Below are 21,932 nucleotides of genomic sequence, written 5' to 3' on the forward strand. Positions count from 1 at the left end.
CGAAACTCGCGGTCCAGCTCGACCTCGAGCGACGCCGGCTCGAGGCGCTCGTGGCCGCGCTTGCGGACGGCCTGGTCGTCGTAGACCGCGACCTCCGCGTCCTGTACCTGGACGGCGGCGCAGAGGCGCTCCTCGGTTGGCAATCGTCCGAGGTCCGCGGTCGTCGGATGCACGATGTCTTCGACATCTCCGAGGCCGAGGCGAGCGTCGCCTGGACGAGGGAGAAGAGCCGTCCCGCCCTGGCGCCGAAGGATCTCCGGCTCCGGGCTCATGATGGCGTCACGGTCCAATGCAACGCGCAGGCGATCGCGGTGCGCGGGGACGACGGCGAGTTGATCCAGATCCTGTTCGCGCTCCGCAAGAAGGCAGGGACGAAGGGCTATTCGGAACGGATGATGGACTCGATCGATCAGCTCGGGCCGCTTCAGGCCGCGGACCCGCCCGAATAGAGCAGCAGGCGGATCTCCGCCGTCGTGAAGCGGCTGTTCGCCCGCAACGTCGCCTCGTCGCCTTCGCGGATCGCCCGGAGGAAGAGCGGGCATCCTTTCGTCAGGAGGAAGACCCGCCGCAACGCTTCGTCCTCGATTGCTGGATTCCCGAGGATCGCGCGGCAGTCCTCGGGATCGAGGCCGCGGAGGTGGCGCTCCACCACCGTCCCTCGGTCGACGTCCTTCTTCGCATAGAATCGGCAGTACGCGGGCGTCGATTCTTGAGCGAGCAGGAGCACCTTCGCCTTCGTCCCGGCCGCCCCGTTCAGGAAGCCGACGAACGCCTCAACGATCGGCTCCGCCACGTCGCCGTACCCGTCGACGATGAGGAGCTTCGTCCCGCCAGCGAAGGGGCGGCCGAGGGCCCGTGCGACGTCCCCCGGATCGTCCGGCGCTTCCACCGGCGTCCCCGTGGCCGACGAGAGGGACTCCGCGAAATCCTCCAGCCGCGCGCCGTCCTCGATGACGACCCACACGGATTTCGGCACGGCCTCGCCGAACGCCCATCCGAGCGCCGTCTTTCCCATCCCCCGGGAGCCGTAGACGACCGCCACGGGCGCGCTCCCGGTGAGCCAGCGGCGGAGGGCCGCGAGATCCTCGTCCCGGCCGAGGAGCGACGGTCGCTCCAGCTCCGTCACGCTCGGGGTCAGGCGGCCCCGTGCGTCGATGGTGCCGAGGGCAGCGAGCGGCGTCAGGCCGAACGCCTTCCGCGCGTCGCCGAGCGTCGTCGCACGGCCGTCGACCTCGACGCTCGTGCCGTCGACATCCGTCAGGAGTTGCCGCGCGCGGCGCACGCCCGCTTCCGTGAGCGCGTACACCCGGATCTTGCGCGTCTGCCCGCGGAGTCGCGTCTCTCGCGAGTCGATCAGCCCTTCGTCGTGCAGGGACCGGAGCGTCCGCGGGACGTGGCTCCGCAGGACGCGGGCGCCCTCGGCGATGCCCGCCTGGGTCGCGTGCCGTCCGGGCTCGGGGACGTTCCAGAATCCATGGAGGTGGAGGAGGACGCGTTCCGCCGCGGTGAGCTCCACGGCGTTCCGATGCGGTCCCGTTTACTTAAGTGTGCGGCCCCTGAAAATCACGCTTTCGATGGATGGTAACGAGCGCGAACACTTTATATAGCGTCGGCTCGGCTGTGCGATGTAATCTCCCCGCCCACCGGGAGGCCACGCCTTGAAAACGGTCCTTCGTGACGACAAGTCCGGGGTCTCCGAAGTGATGGGCACGATCCTCATCCTCGCGATGACGGTCGTCCTGTTTTCCGTGATCATCATTTGGGTCTCGAGCATCCCGACCCCCGCCGCGCAGACCCGCCTCGACGTCCGGTCCGAGGAGGCGCCGCTGTACAACCTCGGGATCGAGATTGGCGTGAACATCACCCTCACGCACCAGGGCGGCGAGGCGCTCCAGCCCCTCCCGACGCTCATCTACGTCACGTCGCAGCGCGGCGCGAATCCCCTGAAGACGGACATCATCCGCTTGCACCTCTACAACAAACTCCTCGGGAGTCCGAACGGCCTCGTCGACGGGAAGGACAGCGTGTGGAACGTGGGCGAGCGGTGGGCGTACAAGAACACCACGCTCCGGTCCACGGACCTCGTCACCGTCACGATCGTCGACACCCAGAAAAGCGCCATCCTGTGGACGTCGCAAGTCAGCGCCTCCGTCGGCACGCGCCCGCCCGTGTTCGTGGAGAAGTGGGCGGACGGCCTCTACTCGACCGACGCGATCGACCCCGTCCAATCGGGACTCGGCTTCTACCTGTTCGCGAAGGTCGCGGATCCGGACAACGACTTGAACACCAAGTCGGTGTACGCGACGATTACCGCGTGGTACGGCACGCCCGACCCCTGTTCCAGGCCGCAGGCGATGCGGGACGACGGCCTCTTCCCGGACAAGGTCTCGGGCGACGGCGTCTTCACCCTCGGCGGCATCTCGTGCATGAAGCCTCCGTATCCGAGCCTCGACTGGGCCGGTACGATCATCCTGTTCAACGCGACGGACAAGGCCGGACACGCGACGCAATCCCGCTTCGTCCTCGGCGTCACGGCGGGCCCGCCGGGGAGCGGCGGAGGAGGCGGCATCAACGGCACGGGCCGTCCCGCGAATCTCCGCTGGAACGGCCGGCAAGGCTACAACATCTTCAACTCGTCGGAGTGGGACCGGTTCAAGTACACGGCGAAGGAGACCCGGACGTTCCGGGGCGCCGAGGAAGTCATCGTCGTGGTCGGCAGCCTGGACCTCGAGAACACCTTCGATACGGACAGGTTCACCCTCTACGACCCGTACAGCGGATTCCCCTCGCAGCCCGTCGTCTACGGGACGAACAAGGGCGTGACCTCCGCGAGCACGCCGTCGTCGGCGCAGGGATTCACGTTCCTCGAATTCATCAACGGGTACTACATCTACACGTTCCGGTTCAAACTGAACGCGCCGAGCGACCCGCTCGTCGGCACGAACTACTACAAGGTCCCGGCCCACCCGCCCCAGTACTTCTTCGCGAAGTACACGCTCGACATCCTCCTGTTCTCGTCGAGCGCGGTCCGCTTCAACACGACGGACTCGATCCAGATCACGGACGAGGACGGATACCTGCGTGACTTCCCGCAGGTCGAGACCTTCAAGGACGTGGGATTCACGAAGCCCGCGACGCGGTTCAATTCGACGGACGTCGCGTACGTCCAGATGAAGATGTTCACCACGGATGCGACGATCACGAATGTGGTCTTCGGGAACGTCATCATCAAGGACTACGCCGGGGGCGTGCAGCTGATGCGCGCGCCCGTGAGCGGCCACGACACGAACATCCCGATTTGCCCGGTGAGTCCGCCGTGCTCCGGCACCGCCGTGACGATCAACGGGGTCCAGCGGGTCTACCGGTTCGCGATCAACTTCACCCGCGCGAGTCAGGATCCGTGGATCGAAGGCACCCAGAACTACGCCCTCACGATCTCGAGCATCCGCGACACGGACGAATCGTACGCGAACGTCGCGACCCAGCTCGTCGTCGTCGCGCCGTTGTACAAGCTCGACGTGGTCTCGGGCACGGATCCGGCGACGAACAACGCATGGGGGACGAAGGACTACTCGTACTACTACGAGAACCTGAACGGCCTGGACCGGTGGCGCGTCGACCGGATCGAGTACTGCGGCCTCTCCGGCACCTGCAAGTCGTCGTATCACACGATCTCGATCGTCTACATCGACTTCGACCGCGACGGGGACCTGGACACCGTGAGCAGCATCTTCGTCGACAATGGCAACGGACAAGTCGTCCTGCACCGCCGGGACCTGGATTCCCAGGGCAACGTCGTCTTCACCCGCTTCGTCCTGGAGAACCTCGCCAGCATCTTCTGCAACGCGCTCGCCGTCGGCGACCTGACGGGAGACGGCGCTCCGGAGGTCGTCTGCGGCGCCTCGAACGGGGCCGTGTGGTACTACAAGAACGACGGCAGCTGGCAAGGCGGGGCGGCGACGAAGATCGCCGTCGACAACTCCCGTACCCAATCGATCTCTTCCGTCGCGATCGGCGACTTCAACGGCGATGGGGGGAACGACATCGCGGTCGCCGGCGCGTCCGGTCGGCTCACGTGGTACCCGAACTTGGACAAGCTCGGGAAGTTCCAGAACGCCGGGATCACGGACGACTGGTTCGCGGAGGGCGAGGTGGCGAAGAAAGGGAACGTCACCTCGGGGAGTTACCTGAACACGTTCGTCTCGGACGACAGCTATGAACAGGTGCGCGAGTACACGTTCACGGAACCGGTCCAGTCGGGCGCCACGACGAACGGGGCGTTCACGTCCGACCTGAGCGGTTGGACGTACGCCGACTGGCAAGACCCGGGCACCTACGCGAGCGGCACGTGGGCCTCGAGCGGCGGGAACCCCGGTGGATACGCGTCCATCTCGACGAACTGGGTGAACAACCAAGTCGTCTCCGGGTACTTCTACCAGCCCTTCACGGCGACCGGCTCGCCGCCCTTCACGGCCCAGGTCAGCCTCGACTGGAAGGTCGTCGCCTTCGGAGCGACGGGCGGCGGTAAGGTCGACCTCTATGCGTTCGTCGACCCGACGAGCGGCGCGCCTACCTTCGGCCAGCAGGTCTGGTCCTCGACCGACCAGACGGGCACGACGAACTGGGCGACGGTCAGCGCGATCGACGTGAGCGCGAAAGTCCCCGCTCCCGGGACGTATTACCTGAAGATCGCGGTGCGCACGCAGAATGCCGGCAGCGGCACCACGACGACGGGCGGCTTCGACAACGTCGCGCTGTCGTGGTCCTCCACGGGCGGCCTGACGAGCGAGCTCGAGCAGTACTGGCGCATCACGCAAGTTCCGAACCGACCCGGGACCACGTTCACGCTCAACTTCGAGGGACGGCACAGCACGAACTCGGAAGGCGACAACTTCGCCGTCGCGTTCGCGAGCAACGTCGTGGGCAACGATCCGACCACCGGGACGTACGCGTCGGTGTTCTGGGTCAATGCGACCTCGGACCAGACGTACTCGTTCATCCTCCCGTCGTCGGTCGCCGGCAAACAGGTGTGGATTCGGGTCCTGGACATGGACCACACGGTCGGGAACACGAACCTCGACACGCTCTACGCCGATCAGATCTACGTCCGCGCGTCGACGCCGTCCGGGACGACGGGCGTCAGCCTCTCGAACCCGGGCGATGCCGGCACCGTGAACGCGATCGATGCGGATGACCGGAACGGCGACGGATTCGGCGATCTCATGATCGGGACGGCGAACAACAACGTGTTCAAGTACCTCGGCGGATCCGGCGGACTCCAGACACCGTCGGGCGCGTTCTATACCGCGCCGTCCCCGATCGTCGGCCTAAAGATGGGGAACTTCTCGACGACGCAGGCGGGCCTCGAAGTGGCGATCGCCTTCGGGACGACGGTCCGGATCCTCACCGGGTTCGGGACGACGGGTGGCGTGATCATCAGCGCGCTCCCCGCGTACACGCCCGCGAATGCGATCACCGCGCTTGGGGTCGGGGACGTGAACGGGGACGGACCGGACGACGTCGTCGTGGGCACATCGACCGACGTCTGGTACTGGTCGAACACGAACAACGGGGTCGGTTGGACGGCCCCGGTCAACATCGCATCGCTCGGTGCGAACGTCTACTCGATCGATCTCGGCGACGCGAGCAAGTCGCAGTACGTCGGCCGCTAGCCACCCAGCGCGGCCAGCACGCCGCGGACCCGTTCCACCTCGATCACGGCGAGGACGGACGGCGCGGAGATAGCGATCTCGCGAAGCCGCGAGGCGATGAACGCTTCCCGACGTGCCTGGAGGCGCGCGAAGCCGGGAGAGCCGTTCACCTCCGCATCCCACTCGAGGACGAAGTCGTGCGGGTTCGTCGCTTCGAAGCGCTTCTTCAGGAGCTTGCGCTCCAGCCGGCCTTGGAAGACCACCTCGAGCGTCGATACGCAGTCCACGTAGTTCTCCGTGTACGTGACGTCGTCCATGTCGAGCGCCTCTACGCGGATCTGGAGGGCGTCCGCCGCGCGGATCGCCTCGGAGAAGCAAGGCGGGGGCTTGATCGGCGGCTCCCACGCCGACAGGCCGGCGACGTAGACCTCCTCCTCGAAGTTGTCCGGTTCGAGCGGCCCGCCATCGTAGTGGCGGAGCGTCTGGAGCTCCTCGGCCCCGATGCTCAGCCCGACGGCGGAAGGGCGCATCGACCCGATCGCGTCGCGCACCGCGACGGCCTCCGAGCTCAGGCCGCGGACCGCAGGGAGGATGCGGACGGATGTCGCCCCGAGGCGGACCTCCTCCATCAGCCTTTCCTCTCGGAAATCATCTCCTCGATGTCGTCGGAGTCGCGCATCCGGCGCAGCTCCTCGCGGGCGATGACTGGCACGCCGCGGATGCTCATGCGAAGGGACCGGCGCACGACGAACATCACGGAGCCCTTCTCGACCACGCGGCTGATGTTCGACACAACCTCCGCCTTCCGGTCGAGTTCGAGATCCGCGTCCGCGACACCCGTCAGGAGGGTCGTCGCCTCGCGGCTCGAGAGCGCGTCGAACGGGCTCTTGACCGTCGGCAGGACCGCGAAGCCGAGTCGCTCGAGCCGCCGGAACAGCTCTCGCTCGAAGCCCTCCGCCCGCGGCGGCGGGGCTCCCGACCCCGTCGGCTCGTCGAAGAACCGGAACGGGTCGACCGGAAGGACGAGCGGCTCGTTGAGGTAATCCTCCAGGCGGAGCGCGACGTCCATCGTGGCGGACATCCCCTCGAGGTACATCTGGATCGTCCGGCGCGAGACGCCCGCGATGTCCGCGAGGGTTCCGAGGGAGATCTGGCGGTCCCCTCGGAGGCGGCGCAACGCGCTGGCGTCGAGCCGCACGTACAGGCCGCCGGGAGCGGAGTACAGGAAGGGCGGCACGCCTTCCTCGAGGAAGTCCAGGAGCGTGGGCCGTGACAGGATCGGCACGCCGAACCGGTTGTAGATGACGCCGTCCTCGAGCCCTCCCGTCCCGGTCCGCTCCCCGACGACGAGCGGCGATCCTTCGAGCGTCCGAGCGATTACCTTCAGTTCGCGCGCCATCTCCCGGGCGAGCGCGTCGACGTTCTGGAGCACCTTGACGATCAGGAGCGTGTCGTCGCGTCGGGCGACGAGGTCGAACGAGAGTCCACGTTCCCCGTGCGGGCGGGAGAGGAAGAAGCCGGTCTTCGCGAGCGTCTCCCGCGTCTCCTCCAGGAGCCGGTCCCGTTTCATCACGTCATTCATCGTGTATGCTTCTATATAAACGCCGCGGAACCGTCGCGGCGGCTGCGCCCCGACCGGCCTCCGCCCCGAACCCTTTATCGCGCGCCGGCCGTTCGCCGTCTCGCATGGCGGGCGAGTTGGTCGGGGACCGCGTCGTAGTCGAGGATCCCGCCGAAGGCAGCGCCCTCCACAACCGCGGGTTCTTCGGGCGGCCGCGCGCCGGCGGAGGCTTGGACCTCGACCTCCTCGAGGCGATCTACCTCGTCGAAGCGGACCGCCTCGAGGTCCGGAGAAAGGGTCGGGCGGTGCCCGCGCGGGAGCTGTTCCGCGCGGCGACCACGGCGGTCGACTCGTTCGAGATCCGGTATCTCGTCTACCGGGACCTGCGGCAGCGCGGGTACGTCGTCGAGGCGCGCACCGGTCCCGTCGACTTCCAGGTGTATCCGCGCGGCGGCGCGCCCCGGAAGACGCCGAGCCGCTACTGGGTCCGGGCCGTGAGCGAACGCGCCGTGTTCGATCTCGCGGAGCTCCTCGAGCGCGCGGAGGAGGCGGCGGGCGTCCGGAAGACGCTCCTCCTCGGCCTCGTCGACGAGGAGAGCGACCTGACGTACTACAGCGTGCGGGAGGCGCAACCGAAGGGGCACCGGCCGGTCGAGCGGCCGAATGGGCGCATCGTCGCGCACTTCCTCGGAGACCGTGCGGTCGTGATCGACGAGGACGAGGCGAGGGCCTTGCACGCGGCAGGCTTCTTCGGCAAGGTGATCGGACGTCGGCTTCAGCTGAGCCTCCTCGAGACCGCGTACCTGGCGAAGGCCGGCTTCGTCGAGGTGCGGAACGGGACGACGGATCGGCCGATCCGCCTGGCGCGCCTCGTCAAGGAAGCGGCGGCGGTGCAGCCGGACTTCTCGTTGCGCCTCCGGGCCTACGAGGACCTGATCGATCGCGGGGTGATCTCGAAGACGGGCTTCAAGTTCGGGTCGCACTTCCGCGCATACGAGGGCGATCCGGAGACGCACCACGCGAAGTACCTCGTCCACGTCGTCCCGAAGGGCCATCGAGGCGCGTGGCCCGAGATCAGCCGCGCCGTCCGGCTCGCCCATGGGGTGAAGAAGCAGATCCTCTTCGGTGAGGTCGGGGACGGCGTGCGCTACGTGAAGCTCGAGCGCGTCCGCCCGTGAGGATGCGGTCCGCCCGGCGGTATACCTCTAAGTAGAGGTACGTTCGCACAGGGCCCCGATCCCGTGCGTCCCGTCTCAGTTGGGCGTCGAAGCCGCACGGTGCTCGACCCAGTGTGGGAGGCCCGCGAGGTTCCGCAACGTGGCCTGGACGTACGCGGGCATAGCCTCGGGGCGGTGCGCCGCCTTCCGGTCGAGGAGGAGCGCGACGATCCCAACGGTGGACGCCGCCTCCAGGTAGTCGAGCCGGTCGTCCACGATGACGGGGGGCACGGGCCGCCCGCCGACGATCGTCCGCACCGCCCGCCAGTACGCATCGCGGGCCTTGCCCGTCGCGAGTCGTTCTCCCGTGAATACGCCGTCCATGGATTCGAGGAGGGAGGCTCCCGCCAGGGCGCCGCGCGCGTTGGATTCCGTCGCGTTCGTGGCCACGAACGCCCGATGGCCGCTCCGCTTCAGGCGCGCCACGGCGGGCCGGGCGTCGGGGAACGCCGCGTCGATGCCGGACATCGCTTCCCGCTCGAGGGAGCGAGCGGTCAGGAGCGGATCCGGGGGCCGCGCGATGCCCGCCTCCCGGAACAGGCGGACGAGGTGCTCCGCGTCCGCCGAATCGACGACCTCGAGCCACGTCCCCCGCGCCCACGTTTCCGGACGGTCCATGTGGTCCGCGTACCATCCGCCCGCGACGTCGTGCGCCCGGCTCCAGTCCTCCCGAGTGCCGCCGTACCGCGCGGCGAGGAGGCTCGCGGTGCGGGCGCGGTAGGCGGAGGCCATCCGCCCGGAATCGAGGAGGACGCCCCAGAGGTCCAGGAGCACGTCCACGGATCGGGCGGGAAGGGCCCTAGGCCTTAAGGGTTCGTGCCGCGACGCCGCACGCAGGGCCGGAAAGGCTCGCCGGAGCCGATTGTGGACGGGGGCTCGTACGGACCGACGGAGCCCGGCACGTCCTCATTGCATAGGCGGTGGCGACATCGGGGGCGCCATCGGCGGAGACGCGGCCTTCCTGGCCTCACGGTAGGCGATCGCGGATCCGAGGATGAGGAGGACCGAGAAGGCGAGGCTCACCCACGCCCCGTACTCCGTCGTGACCACGACGCCCGAACCGCCGTACTGCTGCGCGAGCGAGGCCTGCACGCCGATCACGAGGAGCGCGAAGACGAACGCGAGGATCCCCCACACGAGCGCCAAGATGGCTGTCGCCTTCCTCGGGATCGCGACGCAGATGAGCCCCAAGACGCCGAACGCCAGCACGAGGACGCCTCCCCATCCCACCCCGACTCCCATGAAGACGACGGGGCTCGTCAGGCTGCCGCCCGATACGGTGGCCCATGGCAAGTACGAACCGATGGCCGTCACAAGCCCGCCCACGATGCCTAGGATCATGCCGATGCCGATTTTCATTCTCCCTCCCCCCGATCCGGGGATCGGCTCGCGAATGGGACGGTGGGTAATAATGCTCTTGCTCGCAGGAAACCGGGAAATAAGCCTCGAGCCGTTGTCGGCGCGGATGGGCCGACCGAATCCGTCGACCTTTCGCATCGTGTCGTTCGATCCGAAGACGAAAGACGGAGGCCTCGGTAGGACGCCTCACGATTTCGTCGCGGCGAAGGCGCGCGTCCCTCCGAGCCACGTCTCCCGGACGCGGCACCGGGCGATCGTCTCCGGATTTCGGAACGGGTCGCCGTCCAGGATGACGAAGTCCGCCGAGGCGCCGGGGACGAGCGAGCCTGCGCCGTCGCCTTCGTGGCCGGCGTAGGCGCCGCCCGCGGTGTAGGCCCGGAACGCTTCTTCCGGGGAGATCCGTTGGTCCGGGAACGGACCGTTGACCGCCCAGTGGACGCCGTACAGGGGACCGTACGGCATCCCGTCGGAGCCGAAGCAGAGCGGGATCCGACGGCGGACGATCCGGCGATAGGGATTGTTCCGGACGACGCGCGCGCGACCGAGGCGCGTCTCGTACAACCCTCCGGGCGCGCTCCACTGGCCCACGAAATTCGGCTGGCAGGAGGCGATCACGCCCGCGGCCTTCGTGTGCCGCAAGACGTCCTCGTCCGGGAGCTCGTAGTGTTCGATCCGATGGCGCGCGTCGTCCCGCGGTCCCGCGTCTTGGATCGCCTCGAGGCTCTCGACGACGAGGCGGACCGCGGCGTCGCCGATCGCGTGCGTGGCCGTCTGGAATCCGGCCCGGTGCGCTCGCTCCAGGAGGCCGTGCAGTTCCGAGGGCGCGTGGACGAGCATCCCTTTCTCGCCGGCGCGGTCCGCGTACGGATCCCGGAGTGCGGCGGTGTGCGCGCCCAGGGAGCCGTCGGAGAAGATCTTGATCGCCCCGAGCCGCAACCACGGATCTCCGAATCCCGTCCGGAGGCCCGCCTCGATCAGGGGCGCCAGGAGGGCGTGGCGCGGCATCGCGTACACGCGGAGGCGGAGCCGGCCCGCGCGTCGCGCGCGCTGGTACGCCCGCCATTCCGCCGGGCCGACGATGTCGTGGATCGACGTGACGCCGAGCCGGTGCGCCATCCGCGCCATCGACGGCAGCCCCCGCTCGATCGCCGCTTCGTCCGCCTCGAACCGCGCGTGGAACGCCGCGAACGCGTCCTCCGTCAGGATGCCGGTCGGCCGTCCGGACCCGTCGACCTCGAACCCCCGCGTGCCGGCGAGGTCCGCGGCCGCCTCGAGCGACCGCGAGTTCAGCGATCCCATGTGGCAGTCCACCCGCCGCGCGACGACTCGGTGATCGGTCGACGCCCGGTCGAGGTCCTCGCGCGCCAAGTATCGCCGCTCCGGCCACTTCGACTCGTCCCAGTCGATCCCGATGACCCAGCCGCCGCGCGGCGTCGCGGCCGCCGCCCGACGGAGCCGGTCGACGGCGTCCGCGAGGTCCCGAGCCCCGTCGAGGCGCGTCCACCCGCGCTCCCCCGCCGACTCCGCCATGTGCGCGTGCGCGTCGACGAATCCGGGGACCACGGTGCGGCCGCGCAGGCCGACGAGCCGCGTGCGCCGGCCGGACCAGCGTTCGGCTTGGGCGTCGGTGCCCACGGCGACGAGCCGCTCTCCCCGGACCGCTAGGGCGTGCGCCCACGTCCGCTCCGGCGCCGCGGTGAAAATCCTCCCGCCTACCAGGACGACGTCCGCGTCGCCCGGCATGTCACCGCACGTCCCGCAGGCCTTGGACCCGCGAGACCGCCTCCCGGAGCGTCTCGTCCTTCTTCGAGAACATGAACCGGACGAACCGCTGTCCGTCCGTCGGGTTCCCGTAGAACGAGCTCCCCGGGACGACCGCGACCCGGAGCCGCTCGACGAGGTACATCGCGAACGACCAGTCGTCCGGGAAAGGGAACGCGGAGAAATCCGCCATGACGTAGTACGCGCCGGCCGGGAGGCGGCAATCGAGGCCCACTTCCTGGAGGCCGCGGACGAAGGCGTCCCGCTTCGCCTGGTACGCGCGCGCGAGTTCGCGGTAGTACGACTCCGGGAGATTCAACGCCGCGACGGTCGCGATCTGGAGCGGGTGCGGCGCGCCGACCGTCAGGAAGTCGTGGGTGCGGCGCATCGCACTTGCGAGCGTCCGCGGCGCGATCGCCCACCCGACCCGCCATCCCGTCGCGCTGTACGTCTTCGAGAGTCCGTTGATCGTGATCGTCCGCTCGGCCATGTCGCCGACGGTCGCGAGGGACACGTGCTTCGCGCCCTCGAACACGATGTGCTCGTAGATCTCGTCCGTCACCGCGACGACGTCGTGTTCCGCGCACAGGTCCGCGATGACGCGCAGCTCGTCGCGCGTGAAGATCTTCCCCGTCGGGTTGTTCGGCGTGTTCAGGATCAGGACCTTCGTGCGGTCCGTGAAGGCGGCCTTCAGCGCCTCCTCGTCGACGGTCCAGTCGGGCCACGCCATCCGGACGTATCGGGGCCGTGCACCGCTCACGATCGCGTCGGGGCCGTAGTTCTCGTAGAACGGCTCGAAAATCACCGCCTCGTCGCCCTCGTTGATCAGGGAGAGCATCGCGGCCATCATCGCCTCCGTCGAGCCGCACGTTACGACGAGGTTCGCCTCCGGGTCCGCGTCGATTCCGTTGAAAGCCTTCGCCCGGCGCGCGATTGCGTCGCGCAGTTCGCGGGCCCCCCACGTGATCGAGTACTGGTTGTAGCCGCCGTCGAGCGCGCGCTTCGCGGCCTCCGTGACCTCGGGTGGCGGCTCGAAGTCCGGGTAGCCTTGGGCGAGGTTCACGGCACCGTGCAACGTCGCGATCCGGGTCATCTCCCGGATGACGGACTCGGGGAACTTCTGGACGCGGTCGGCGACGCGGCGATCTCGGATCGCGAGGTCCTCGCGCTCTTTCGTCTCGATGGCGGCGATGGCGTCGTCTCCTTCGTCCGCGGAACGTCGAGAGGCGCAAAAACCTGTCGGGCGAGAATTTAGGGTGCGCAAAGCCATCCGCACCCCGAGGGGCCGAGCGCGATGTCGGACCGTTTCTTCGACTTCTGGTGGGTCGACGTTTTCACAGGCGTTCCGCTCACGGGAAACCCGCTCGCGGTGTTCCCCCGGGCCACGGGCCTACGGCCGACGGAGATGGCGGCGGTCGCCCGGGAGATGAATCTCTCCGAGACGACGTTCGTCTTTCCGCCAACGAACCCCGCGGCCGATTACCGCAACCGCATCTTCACCCCGGGCGGCGAGATCCCGTTCGCCGGGCACCCGTCGATCGGCACGGCGTTCGTCGCGGCCCTCGAAGGGATCGTCCCGCATCCCGAGGGTTCGTCCGTCGTGCACCAGGAACTGCAAATCGGCGTCCTGCCGCTCGAGCTGCTCTGCGAGGGCGGCCAGGTGAAGAAATTCATCATGACCCAAGGCGAACCGGTCCTCGGGCCGAAGGTGAAGAACGTCGAGGCGCTCGCGAAGGCGCTCCAGGTCCGCAGCCGAGACATCGGGCCGAAGGGGCTCGTCCCGCAGGTCGCGGCCACGGGGATCCCATCGTTGCAAGTGCCCTTCCGGAGCCTCGAGGTCGTGAAGGAACTGGATCCGGATCGGAGGGCGCTCCAGAAGATCCTCTCGAAGTTCGGCGAGAAGATCGTATGCTATGTGTTCGCCCTCGAGGCCGAGACGCCCGGAGCCCACGTCCACGCGCGGGGGTTGGTGCCGGAACTCGGCATCGAGGACCCAGCGACGGGCAGCGCAGCGGGCGCGTGCGGCGCGTACCTCGCGGCGAACGGGACGCTGCCCGCGCCGACGTTCGTCATCGAACAGGGGATTGAGATTCACCATGCATCGCGGATCGAGGTGACCGTAGAGACGGAGGGCGGGAAGCCGAAGGTCGTCCGCGTCGGCGGCCAATGCGTCGCGATTATCCGCGGAAATCTCCGGCTGCCCTGACCCGCCGCGAGGCAGGGATGATCGTGGTTTCCGCCGCCGAAGTCCAACTCGTCTACGTCTTTTCGGGGATGCTCGTCCTGGGTGCGGTCTTCCTCGTCTTCCTGCCGGCGTTGCACCACGCGTGGACGTACGCCGCGAGCCGCCGTTCCCTGGGCCTCTTGATCGCCGTGGTCGCACTCGTGGCGATTGGCGCGTTGGCCCTTGTCGTCGCGGCGACGTCGGATCCGGTCAATTTCATACCAATCGCCGGGATCACGGTGGGCCTCCGACTCGGATCGCCCTACCTCCTGTACCGGGGCATCCGGGATCGGTTCGAGACGTCGAGGGTCTGGGGCGTGGTTCGGTGGGTCGTCGCCCTCGGATTCCTCGGCTTCGCCGCGTTCCTCGCGTACCATGTCGCGTTGATTGCGTCCGGCGTCGAGCCACCGGTCGTGGCGAGCCTGAGCGAGAAGCTGCTCATGGCCTTCGGCGCCTCGGTCCTCATCGTGCGGGCAGGGCTGAGGATCCGGCCCCGCGAGGCGACCGCCGGGTGGCCCTACTGGTCGGCCGCCGTCCTATTCGCAATCGCGTTCGTCGTCGTGCTGCCGTACGCGATTCCGGCCTTCGAAATCGCGTATGCGGTCTCGGGCGCCGTCGGGTGGTCCGCGGCGTCCGTCGCCGCGGCCCGGGACATCTGAAGCATCCGGAATCGAGCGCGGCACCCCGGTCAGGGCTCGGCCGCGGGCGGTCGACGACGGGACCGGGCGCGGACCAACGCGAACGCGCCGATGACCGCGACGATTGCAGCCGCCACGCCGATCGTCGGCGCCAGCCCGTACGGTCCGTTCGGGCTGAAAACGCCCGTGTCGACGGAGAACGTCACCGAAGCGGTCGCGACGTTCCCGGCGCGATCGAACGCCGACAAGATGACGGCGTGGCTGCCATCGCGAAGCCCGGAGAACGTGTGCGACGTCGAACCCGTCACGGACACGCTCAGCGGCGCCCCGCCATCGAGGCTCAACTCGAGGCGTTGCAACCCGGAGGTTGCGTCGGATGCGGTCCACGTGATTGTCGCCGACGAGGACGTGATGATGATCCCGGCCGCCGGCGAGGAGATCGCGAGACTCGGAGGCGTGGCGTCCACAGAGACGTCCACGGCCCGCGTCTCCCGGTTGCCTGCGAGGTCGAACGCAACGACGTGGATCGTATGGGCCCCGTCCGAGAGGTCCGAGAACGTGTATCCGGACGCGCCCGCCGACAGCACGATGGCGGCACCGCCATCGAGGGAGACCTCGATTCGGTCGAGGCCCGAGCCGAGATCCAAGGCGATCCACGAGGCGGTCACGCTCCTCGTCGCGAGGAGAGCGCCGGAGGACGGCGACTGGATGGCGAGGGATGGCGCCACGGTGTCGATCGTGAATGCGACGGCGGCGACTTGGGTGAGTCCCGCTCGATCGATGACACGGATCGAGACCCGGTGCGATCCCTGGGAAAGGGCCGGCAACGCGTAGGTGGACACCGAGGGCGAAAGGACGATCGGTGGTTCTCCGTCGAGGGAGATCTCGATCTGCGATACCCCGGAGGCCGCGTCCGATGCGGACCACGTCACGGTCACGTCGTTCATCGCGAGGCTCGCGCCGTTTGCGGGGGTCAGGACCGAAACCACCGGCGCCGTCGTATCGATGATGACCGAAATGCTCGCGGATTGCGCATTCTCCGCACCATCGTAGGCGGTGACGGCGACTGCATGGGTGCCATCCGACAGCCCCGTCACTGCGTAGGTCGTCGCGTCGGCGCCGAGGATCACCGGCGCGCCGCCGTCGACGGAGACTTCGATTCGAGAGAGCCCCAGACCGACGTCGGATGCGGTCCACGCCAGATCGACGCGGTCCGTGACGAAGATGCTCCCGGAACCGGGGCTCGTGATCGCGACGGACGGCGCGGTCGTGTCGCGGCTCAGCACGAGATCGCCGTACAGGTAGAGCGGCACGGAGTACGCCCACGGCCACGAGCTGTACCGGTACCAGTACGAGTCGAAGATGCCGGCGCTGAAGGGCCCGCCTCCGTCGAACCCGATCGAGTCTCCGGGCCGCACGCCGAGGAGCGCCATCGGGATGGCGAACTCGTAGATCCGGTGGCGGGTGCCGCTCCTCGGACTCGATCCGAACCCGGCCGCGCTCGCGAGGCCGGCGTGGTTCGGGAGGTCCGGATCGTACGGCGAGTCCTCCACGACCCAGCCATAGGTCGAGTCCCACACGTAATGCCACTGGTTCGTCGCGCTGCCGGCGCCCTGGAGGAAGACATCCTCGTGCCCGGCGGTGTAGTTCCCGTCGTTTCCCGTATCGAACGCAATCGACGCGTAGTCGTAGTAGTCCTGGGTCTGATCCCCCGTCGCGTCGTACGCCACGTACAGCATCGTGTTGTTGTCTTTGACCAGGAGCGTCCCCGACAGTTGGTTCCCGGAGATCGACGACAGGTCGACCGCGACCGCGTCGTTCCATTCCCCGGACGAGATCACGCCGTCGATCGTAGGACTCGTCGGCGTCTGGACGGACTGGATCGAGGGCATTTCCTCGAAGTCGGTATGCGCGTACGCGGCCGTGTCGAACGTGTCGTTGTCCAAGAACCGCCACGAATAGCCGTCGTACAGATAGAGGGCGACATGGTACGGGCCGTCGATCCCCGTGGCGTTGATGATCGCGCCGTCGAACTGGAAGCGGACGGACTGGGTGCCCGCGTTGAGCCAGGTGTAGTTCTCGGCGTAGAGGGAGAGGTTCGCCGAGCCGTTCGTGTAGTTCGAGTAGACGTAGGCGATGACGACGAAGCTCCCGTTGTATTCGGTCGTCACGTTCGCGTCGATGACGAGATAGTTGTACCGACCGTCCGCATCCGTATCGAGTCCGAAGTCGCGATGCGGCCCGACGAAGTATGCGGGCGGTCCGTCAAAGTCCGTGTGGAGGTACGCGGCCGTCGTGTGGGTCCCGCTGTCGAGGTACACCCACCCGTAGTACGGGTCGTAATAGTACAGGGTGAGGTCGACCGTGTACGGGCCGTCGACGCCGGACGCGTTGATCGATTGCCCGTCAAAGGGGAGGCCGATTTGGCCGAGACCTGGGTTCAGGGAGGTCGCGTTTTCCGCCCACAGGGAGAAGGAGTAGTCCGCGTTGTGGAGGTACCCCGATACGTAGTAATAGCCGCTCTGTCGCACCGCGACTGTCGTGCGGACCTCGAGGACGTTGTAGTCCCCGTCTCCGTCAGTATCGCGTCCGGCGTCCGCATGGGGCGGGCGGAAGTACGCTCGGGGCCCGGGCCCGTTGAAGTCCCCATGGTCGTACGCCGCCGTCGTGTGGTTGTCGCTCGTCAGATACACCCATCCCGACGCGTTGTCCCAGTAGTAAAGGCTGAAGTCGACGAAATAGGGCCCATCGATTCCGCTCTGATTGAACACCGATCCGTCGTAGAACAGGCGGATCGAGTGCGCGCCGGGATCGAGGTACGTGACATTGTCGTCGTACGATGAGAAGGACGCATTGGCGTCGTGGACCCACGCCTGCACCATGAAGTAACCGGGACCGTTCACCGTGACGTTCATGTCCACGGCGAGGAAGTCGAAGAGGCCATCCTCGTCGAGGTCGAGGCCCACGTCGTCGTGCGGCGGGGACGGGACGATCGGGGGCGACTCGAAATCGAGATGGTTGTACGCCGCGGTCGTATGGTTGCTCGACCCGAGGTACAAGCCCCTCGACCAGTCGTAGAGCGAGAGGTCGACGCTGTACGGCCCGTCGACACCGCTCACGTTGATGATGATTCCCCGGAAGAGGAGGCGTACCGTCTGGTTCCCCACGTCCAGGTATACCGCAGTGAGGGCGGAATCGCTCAGTTGGTAGGTCGGATCGTGAAGGTATCCGTCCACGGCGAAGGTGCCGGCTACGTACACGGAGACGTTTACGTCGACCTCGAGGTAGTCGAACTGCCCGTCTCCGTCCGTATCGAGTCCGGAGTCCTGATGGGGCGGCGACAGGTGCGCCGGGGGCGTCTCGAAATCGAGGTGGCTGTACGCCGCCGTGGTGTGCGTGTCCGTATCGAGGAACTCGTAGGGATAGTACCCCTCGTAGAGCCAGAGACCAACGAGGTACGGCCCGTCCTCGCCAGACGCATTGATTTGCAAGCCGAGGAAGGACAACGTGACGGTGTTCGGGCCAGCGCCCAAGTACGTGTAGACGCCGTTCCAGAGGTCGAGGTTGCGTGACTCGCTGTACAGTTCCGCGTTCAGTTCGTAGTAATTCCCTTCCGTCACGGTGACGTTGATTTCGACCGTGAGGTAATCGTACTGACCATCGCCGTCCGTATCCCAGCCGTAGTCGAAATGCGGCGGATCGAACGCCGCGGGCCCGATTATCACATCGACCTCCCCGGAATCCGAGACGGACGGATCCGCTGTCGACGTGGCGGTCACCGAGATCGCTTCCCGCCCCGACGCGTTCGACGAGACGTTGACTCGAAGGATGACGTCGACGAAACCCCCGTTCGGCTCGAGGGCGCCCGTATCCGGGATTGAGTTGTTGTTCGTGTCCGGGAGCGGGTCGACACCGTCCGCTCGGTAGAAGGAGGCCGTCCAGCCCGACGGTGAAGAGTATTCCATGTCGAATGTATCATTGCCCGAGGTGCCCGTATTCGTCACGGTCAGGGTTGCGTCGACTTGCTCCCCGGGCGTCGATCGCACCGTCTCACTGCAAGGAGAGAGATCGACGGACACCGGACCCGGCGTCGAAGATGGGCCCACGAATCGGACGGCAACTCCGCCCGTCACGTTCGAGGTGGAGTAGGCCGTCCCAAGAGAGCCATCGGCGTTTTCGACCCCGACCGCGCCGATCCATCCACTCACCGACTCGTATTGGAACCAAATCTCGCCCGTTTGGTTCACGAGGATTTCAAAGGTGAGCGAATCACTGTCGCCATAATGCGGTACATTGTACCATTCCACCGCGAACTGGTTGGTAGCGGGGAGGAACTCGTAATACACGCCATTGGGAGAGTCCACAATTCCTGGATACAAGTCCGCCCCGAACGCCATGAGGAAGTTGTTCGGCGTGTCGGCCGAAGGGATCTGCATTCCTTGATATGGGATGTCCCAGTACCCTTGCGCGAAGCTGACGTACCCGTTCGTGTCGACGTAGACTTGGGAGTAGACGTTCCCGAAATAGGAGACGTCAAACCCGAGGCTGTAAGGGCCTGCATAGCTGTCATCCGAATTGCTATTCGCCCAATCGGAATCCTGAATGTAGGTTCCGTTTGAAGTGATGTCAATCCAACTGAAGTCGACTTTCGGGGGCGGCTCGTAGGTATCCGTCCACCGGTAACCGCAATCAAGGGGGCCTCCCTCATTCCCCGCAGCAGTCGGCATGCGCGTTGCCACGACAAGAGCGGACGCGAGTAGGGTGGCCGTCAGGACGATCGATCTCAATGTGCGCCCGCTCGGGGCGAGCTCTCCCCCCACGATTTGCTCCCGCCGGCAGCGCCCCACGGGGTTCTCACCGTATAAACCCACCGGGCCGGCCGAATGAAACGAAGCGGGCGGCGGTTGGCGGTCGGAAGCGATTCCCGCGGCATCGGGACCGCTTGCGGTCGTCAATAGGCCGATTGAGAGCTACAGCTCGACCTTGATGCCGAGCTTCTCGGTGAGCTCTTTGTAGCGGTTGCGGATCGTGACTTCCGTCACGCCCGCGACGTCGGCGACTTCCCGTTGCGTGCGCCGCTCGTTGCAGAGGATCGAGGAGATGTAGATCGCCGCGGCCGCGACGCCGGTCGGCCCGCGACCCGACGTGAGCTCCTTGTCCTGGGCGTCCTTGAGGATCTCGACCGCCTTCGACTGCACCTCGCCGGTGAGCTTGAGCTCCGAGCAGAACCGGGACACGTAGTCCTGGGGTTTCGTCGGCATGAGCTTCAGCTTGAGCTCGCGCGTCATGAAGCGGTACGTGCGGCCGATCTCCTTGCGGCCGACGCGGGACGAGTTCGCGATCTCGTCGAGGGTGCGCGGGACGTTGCATTGCCGGCACGCGGCGTACAGCGACGCCGCGACGACGCCCTCGATCGACCGCCCGCGGATGAGGTTCTTGTTCACGGCCTTGCGGTACACCATGGCCGCCGTCTCGCGGACGTTCCGCGGGAGGCCCATCCCGCTCGCCATCCGATCGAGCTCGGAGAGGGCGAACGCGAGGTTCCGCTCCGTCGCGTTGCTCACGCGGATCCGCCGCTGCCACTTCCTCAGCCGGTACAGCTGCGCGCGGTTCCTCGTCGGGATCGACTTGCCGTACGAGTCCTTGTTCTTCCAGCCGATCGTCGTCGAGAGGCCTTTGTCGTGGATCGTGTACGTCATCGGCGCGCCGGTCCGGGCGCGCTTCTCGCCTTGCTCGACGTCGAACGCCCTCCATTCGGGCCCCTGGTCGATCATCTGGTCGGTCAGCACGAGGCCGCACTGTTCGCAGATGAGCTCGCCTCGCTCGTAGTCGAACGACAGGTGACCCGAGTTGCACTCTGGGCATCTAGTGACTTCTTCGGCCTCTTCGATCTTCTTTGTCGGCATGATCTCCCTCCGGAACGAATACGTCGGCTCCAATCAGGGACAGCGAGACCGCGCCGGCGGGCCGCACGGCGGTGAAGGGCTCCCGCACCGGGCCGAAGACCTTGACCACGCGGCCCAAGGCCCGGTTCCGCTTGTCCAACACGTCGGCGCCTCGCGAGGGGGCGAAGTTCGAGCGGATGAGCAAGGTTCCGTCGTGGGCGATGTTCTCGACCACGCCGAGCCTCCGCATGCCCCCTCTCGTCCATCTGGAGGGAGAGCGCAGGTCCTATTTAAGGACAGCGGAATACTTTTGTAGGGGCAGTCGTGTGCAACCGGCCTGTTTCGGGCGTCCGACGTGCCCGGCAGGCCGATCCGGCCTGGTAACCTCAAACCAGGTTGAACGTCCGACCCGCCTCAACGGCCGCTCGTCCTGTGCGGGGGACGGTGCCTACCGCACGCTCCGCGAACATTTAACCGCGTTTCTCCGATAGCCGCGGGCGCGATGAAGATCGTCCCGTTCGAGATGGAGCGGTGGCAGTCGACCTGGGAGAACCGCGTCGAGTTCAACCTCTCGGAAAGCGGCGTCCAGCCGATTCCGCTGCGGGAGCTCCTGGGGGACCCGGCCGCGACGGAGCGGTTCCTCGATCATCCGCTCGCGTATTCGCAGGGGAACGGGACGCCGGAACTCCGGGCGACGATCGCGGGGATGTACGGCGACGCGACGCCGGACCACGTCCTCGTGACGAACGGATCGTCCGAGGCGAACTTCCTCGCGACCTGGCACCTCGTCGAGCCGGGCGACGAGGTCCTCGTCATGCTCCCGAACTACATGGAGATCTGGGGCCTCGTCCAGAATTTCCGCGGGACGGTGCGGCCGCTCCGCCTCCGCGAGGACCGGAGCTGGCAGTTCGACCCGGACGACCTGGCGGCCCTCGTGACGCGCAAGACGAAGGCGATCGCGGTCTGCAACCCGAACAACCCGACGGGGGCGATCATGGCCTCCGAGCCGCGCAAGGCCGTCCTCGATGCCGCGCGCGATGCGGACGCGTGGCTCCTCTCCGACGAAGTGTACCTGGGCGCGGAACGGGAAGGGCCGCGGACGGCGAGCCTCTGGGGCGGGTACGAGAAGACGCTCATCACGAACGGCCTGAGCAAGGCGTACGGCCTGCCGGGCCTGCGGATCGGGTGGCTCGTCGGGCCGCCGGACACGATCGCGACCCTCTGGGGCTACCACGACTACACCACGCTCGCGCCGACGTACCTCTCCGACCGGCTCGCGCAAATCGCCTTGGCGCCGCCGCGCCGCGAGGCGATCCTCGGCCGCACGCGCACGATCCTGCAACGGAACTACGCGATCCTGCGCGACTGGATCGAGGAGCACGGTCCGCTCTTCTCCCACGTCCCGCCCGCCGCGGGCGCGATCTGCTACCTGCGGTACGCGCTCGACATCAACTCGTCGGACCTCGCGGCGCGGCTCCTGAAGGAGAAGTCGACGTTGATCGTGCCGGGCGATCACTTCGGCATGGACGGCTACATCCGGATCGGGATGGGCGAGGCGACGTCGTACGTGATCGGCGGGCTCCGACGGATCGATGAGCTCCTGCGCGAGCTGAAGGCGGGCCGGGGGACGCGATAG

16 protein-coding genes are annotated in these 21,932 nt (G+C 67.2%); 6 read left to right on the plus strand and 10 right to left on the minus strand.

All coding sequences use genetic code 11. The annotated features are described in order from the left end of the window. The coding region (locus VF992_10585; GenBank protein ID HEX9341595.1) for a PAS domain-containing protein at positions 1-449 on the plus strand (449 nt) is incomplete at its 5' end. Here VF992_10585 and VF992_10590 read toward each other — a convergent pair. Then, positions 425-1,516 (minus strand): ATP-binding protein, encoded by a 1,092-nt coding sequence (locus tag VF992_10590; GenBank protein HEX9341596.1) that lies wholly within the window; start codon positions 1,514-1,516, stop codon positions 425-427. The genes VF992_10585 and VF992_10590 overlap by 25 nt on opposite strands. Positions 1,517-1,658: 142 nt before the next feature. Between VF992_10590 and VF992_10595 the strand changes: the two genes are divergently transcribed. Next, the gene (locus tag VF992_10595; GenBank protein ID HEX9341597.1) at positions 1,659-5,672 is read left to right on the plus strand and encodes an FG-GAP-like repeat-containing protein; all 4,014 of its coding nucleotides are present in this window, start codon (positions 1,659-1,661) and stop codon (positions 5,670-5,672) included. Here VF992_10595 and VF992_10600 read toward each other — a convergent pair. Together VF992_10600 and VF992_10605 are read right to left on the minus strand one after the other, a co-directional pair. Beyond that, on the minus strand, positions 5,669-6,280 hold the full coding sequence (locus tag VF992_10600) for a hypothetical protein (GenBank protein HEX9341598.1): 612 nt from the start codon (positions 6,278-6,280) through the stop codon (positions 5,669-5,671). The two genes, VF992_10595 and VF992_10600, sit on opposite strands and share 4 nt — an antisense overlap. Beyond that, a complete protein-coding gene (locus VF992_10605) occupies positions 6,280-7,221 on the minus strand; it encodes a transcriptional regulator (protein HEX9341599.1) in 942 nt (313 codons plus the stop codon). Before VF992_10605 ends, VF992_10600 begins: the two co-directional genes overlap by 1 nt. A 116-nt stretch (positions 7,222-7,337) precedes the next feature. Here VF992_10605 and endA point away from each other — a divergent pair, with 116 nt between their 5' ends. Next, positions 7,338-8,390 (plus strand): tRNA-intron lyase, encoded by a 1,053-nt coding sequence (gene endA, locus VF992_10610; GenBank protein ID HEX9341600.1) that lies wholly within the window; start codon positions 7,338-7,340, stop codon positions 8,388-8,390. Positions 8,391-8,465: 75 nt separating this feature from the next. Here endA and VF992_10615 read toward each other — a convergent pair whose 3' ends face one another. The 4 genes from VF992_10615 to VF992_10630 form a co-directional block, all read right to left on the minus strand. Continuing rightward, on the minus strand, positions 8,466-9,209 hold the full coding sequence (locus VF992_10615; protein HEX9341601.1) for an HAD family hydrolase: 744 nt from the start codon (positions 9,207-9,209) through the stop codon (positions 8,466-8,468). A gap of 126 nt (positions 9,210-9,335) precedes the next feature. After that, on the minus strand, positions 9,336-9,788 hold the full coding sequence (locus VF992_10620; GenBank protein HEX9341602.1) for a hypothetical protein: 453 nt from the start codon (positions 9,786-9,788) through the stop codon (positions 9,336-9,338). Between the two features lie 186 nt (positions 9,789-9,974). Continuing rightward, positions 9,975-11,531: an amidohydrolase gene (locus VF992_10625; protein HEX9341603.1), complete on the minus strand. Its 1,557-nt coding sequence runs from the start codon at positions 11,529-11,531 to the stop codon at positions 9,975-9,977. Between the two features lies 1 nt (position 11,532). Further along, on the minus strand, positions 11,533-12,819 hold the full coding sequence (locus VF992_10630; GenBank protein HEX9341604.1) for an aminotransferase class I/II-fold pyridoxal phosphate-dependent enzyme: 1,287 nt from the start codon (positions 12,817-12,819) through the stop codon (positions 11,533-11,535). 24 nt (positions 12,820-12,843) lie between these two features. Here VF992_10630 and VF992_10635 point away from each other — a divergent pair, with 24 nt between their 5' ends. Both VF992_10635 and VF992_10640 read left to right on the plus strand, forming a co-directional pair. Continuing rightward, positions 12,844-13,755, plus strand: coding sequence for a PhzF family phenazine biosynthesis protein (locus VF992_10635; protein ID HEX9341605.1), 912 nt, complete (start codon positions 12,844-12,846; stop codon positions 13,753-13,755). Between the two features lie 17 nt (positions 13,756-13,772). Further along, positions 13,773-14,432, plus strand: a complete 660-nt coding sequence (locus tag VF992_10640) for a hypothetical protein (GenBank protein HEX9341606.1) — start codon at positions 13,773-13,775, stop codon at positions 14,430-14,432. Between the two features lie 29 nt (positions 14,433-14,461). Here the strand turns inward: VF992_10640 and VF992_10645 are convergent, their stop codons facing one another. The 3 genes from VF992_10645 to VF992_10655 all read right to left on the minus strand — a co-directional run bounded on the left by VF992_10645 (position 14,462) and on the right by VF992_10655 (position 20,531). After that, the gene (locus VF992_10645; protein ID HEX9341607.1) at positions 14,462-19,231 is read right to left on the minus strand and encodes an Ig-like domain-containing protein; all 4,770 of its coding nucleotides are present in this window, start codon (positions 19,229-19,231) and stop codon (positions 14,462-14,464) included. A 150-nt stretch (positions 19,232-19,381) separates the two neighbouring features. Continuing rightward, positions 19,382-20,317 (minus strand): transcription initiation factor IIB, encoded by a 936-nt coding sequence (locus tag VF992_10650; protein ID HEX9341608.1) that lies wholly within the window; start codon positions 20,315-20,317, stop codon positions 19,382-19,384. Next, the gene (locus VF992_10655) at positions 20,277-20,531 is read right to left on the minus strand and encodes a Gar1/Naf1 family protein (protein HEX9341609.1); all 255 of its coding nucleotides are present in this window, start codon (positions 20,529-20,531) and stop codon (positions 20,277-20,279) included. Before VF992_10655 ends, VF992_10650 begins: the two co-directional genes overlap by 41 nt. Positions 20,532-20,798: 267 nt before the next feature. On the opposite strand from VF992_10655, the gene VF992_10660 reads away from it, so the two are divergent. Continuing rightward, positions 20,799-21,932, plus strand: a complete 1,134-nt coding sequence (locus VF992_10660; protein ID HEX9341610.1) for an aminotransferase class I/II-fold pyridoxal phosphate-dependent enzyme — start codon at positions 20,799-20,801, stop codon at positions 21,930-21,932.

It is taken from the genome of Thermoplasmata archaeon (assembly GCA_036395115.1).
Lineage (GTDB): Archaea > Thermoplasmatota > Thermoplasmata > RBG-16-68-12 > RBG-16-68-12 > RBG-16-68-12.

Coding starts and splice junctions, on each gene's coding strand:
- VF992_10600 (HEX9341598.1), bottom strand. CDS start 6,280: ATGGAGGAGGTCCGCCTCGGGGCGACATCCGTCCGCATCCTCCCTGCG.
- VF992_10605 (HEX9341599.1), bottom strand. CDS start 7,221: ATGAAACGGGACCGGCTCCTGGAGGAGACGCGGGAGACGCTCGCGAAG.
- endA (HEX9341600.1), top strand. CDS start 7,338: ATGGCGGGCGAGTTGGTCGGGGACCGCGTCGTAGTCGAGGATCCCGCC.
- VF992_10620 (HEX9341602.1), bottom strand. CDS start 9,788: ATGAAAATCGGCATCGGCATGATCCTAGGCATCGTGGGCGGGCTTGTG.
- VF992_10625 (HEX9341603.1), bottom strand. CDS start 11,531: ATGCCGGGCGACGCGGACGTCGTCCTGGTAGGCGGGAGGATTTTCACC.
- VF992_10630 (HEX9341604.1), bottom strand. CDS start 12,819: ATGGCTTTGCGCACCCTAAATTCTCGCCCGACAGGTTTTTGCGCCTCT.
- VF992_10635 (HEX9341605.1), top strand. CDS start 12,844: ATGTCGGACCGTTTCTTCGACTTCTGGTGGGTCGACGTTTTCACAGGC.
- VF992_10640 (HEX9341606.1), top strand. CDS start 13,773: ATGATCGTGGTTTCCGCCGCCGAAGTCCAACTCGTCTACGTCTTTTCG.
- VF992_10650 (HEX9341608.1), bottom strand. CDS start 20,317: ATGCCGACAAAGAAGATCGAAGAGGCCGAAGAAGTCACTAGATGCCCA.
- VF992_10660 (HEX9341610.1), top strand. CDS start 20,799: ATGAAGATCGTCCCGTTCGAGATGGAGCGGTGGCAGTCGACCTGGGAG.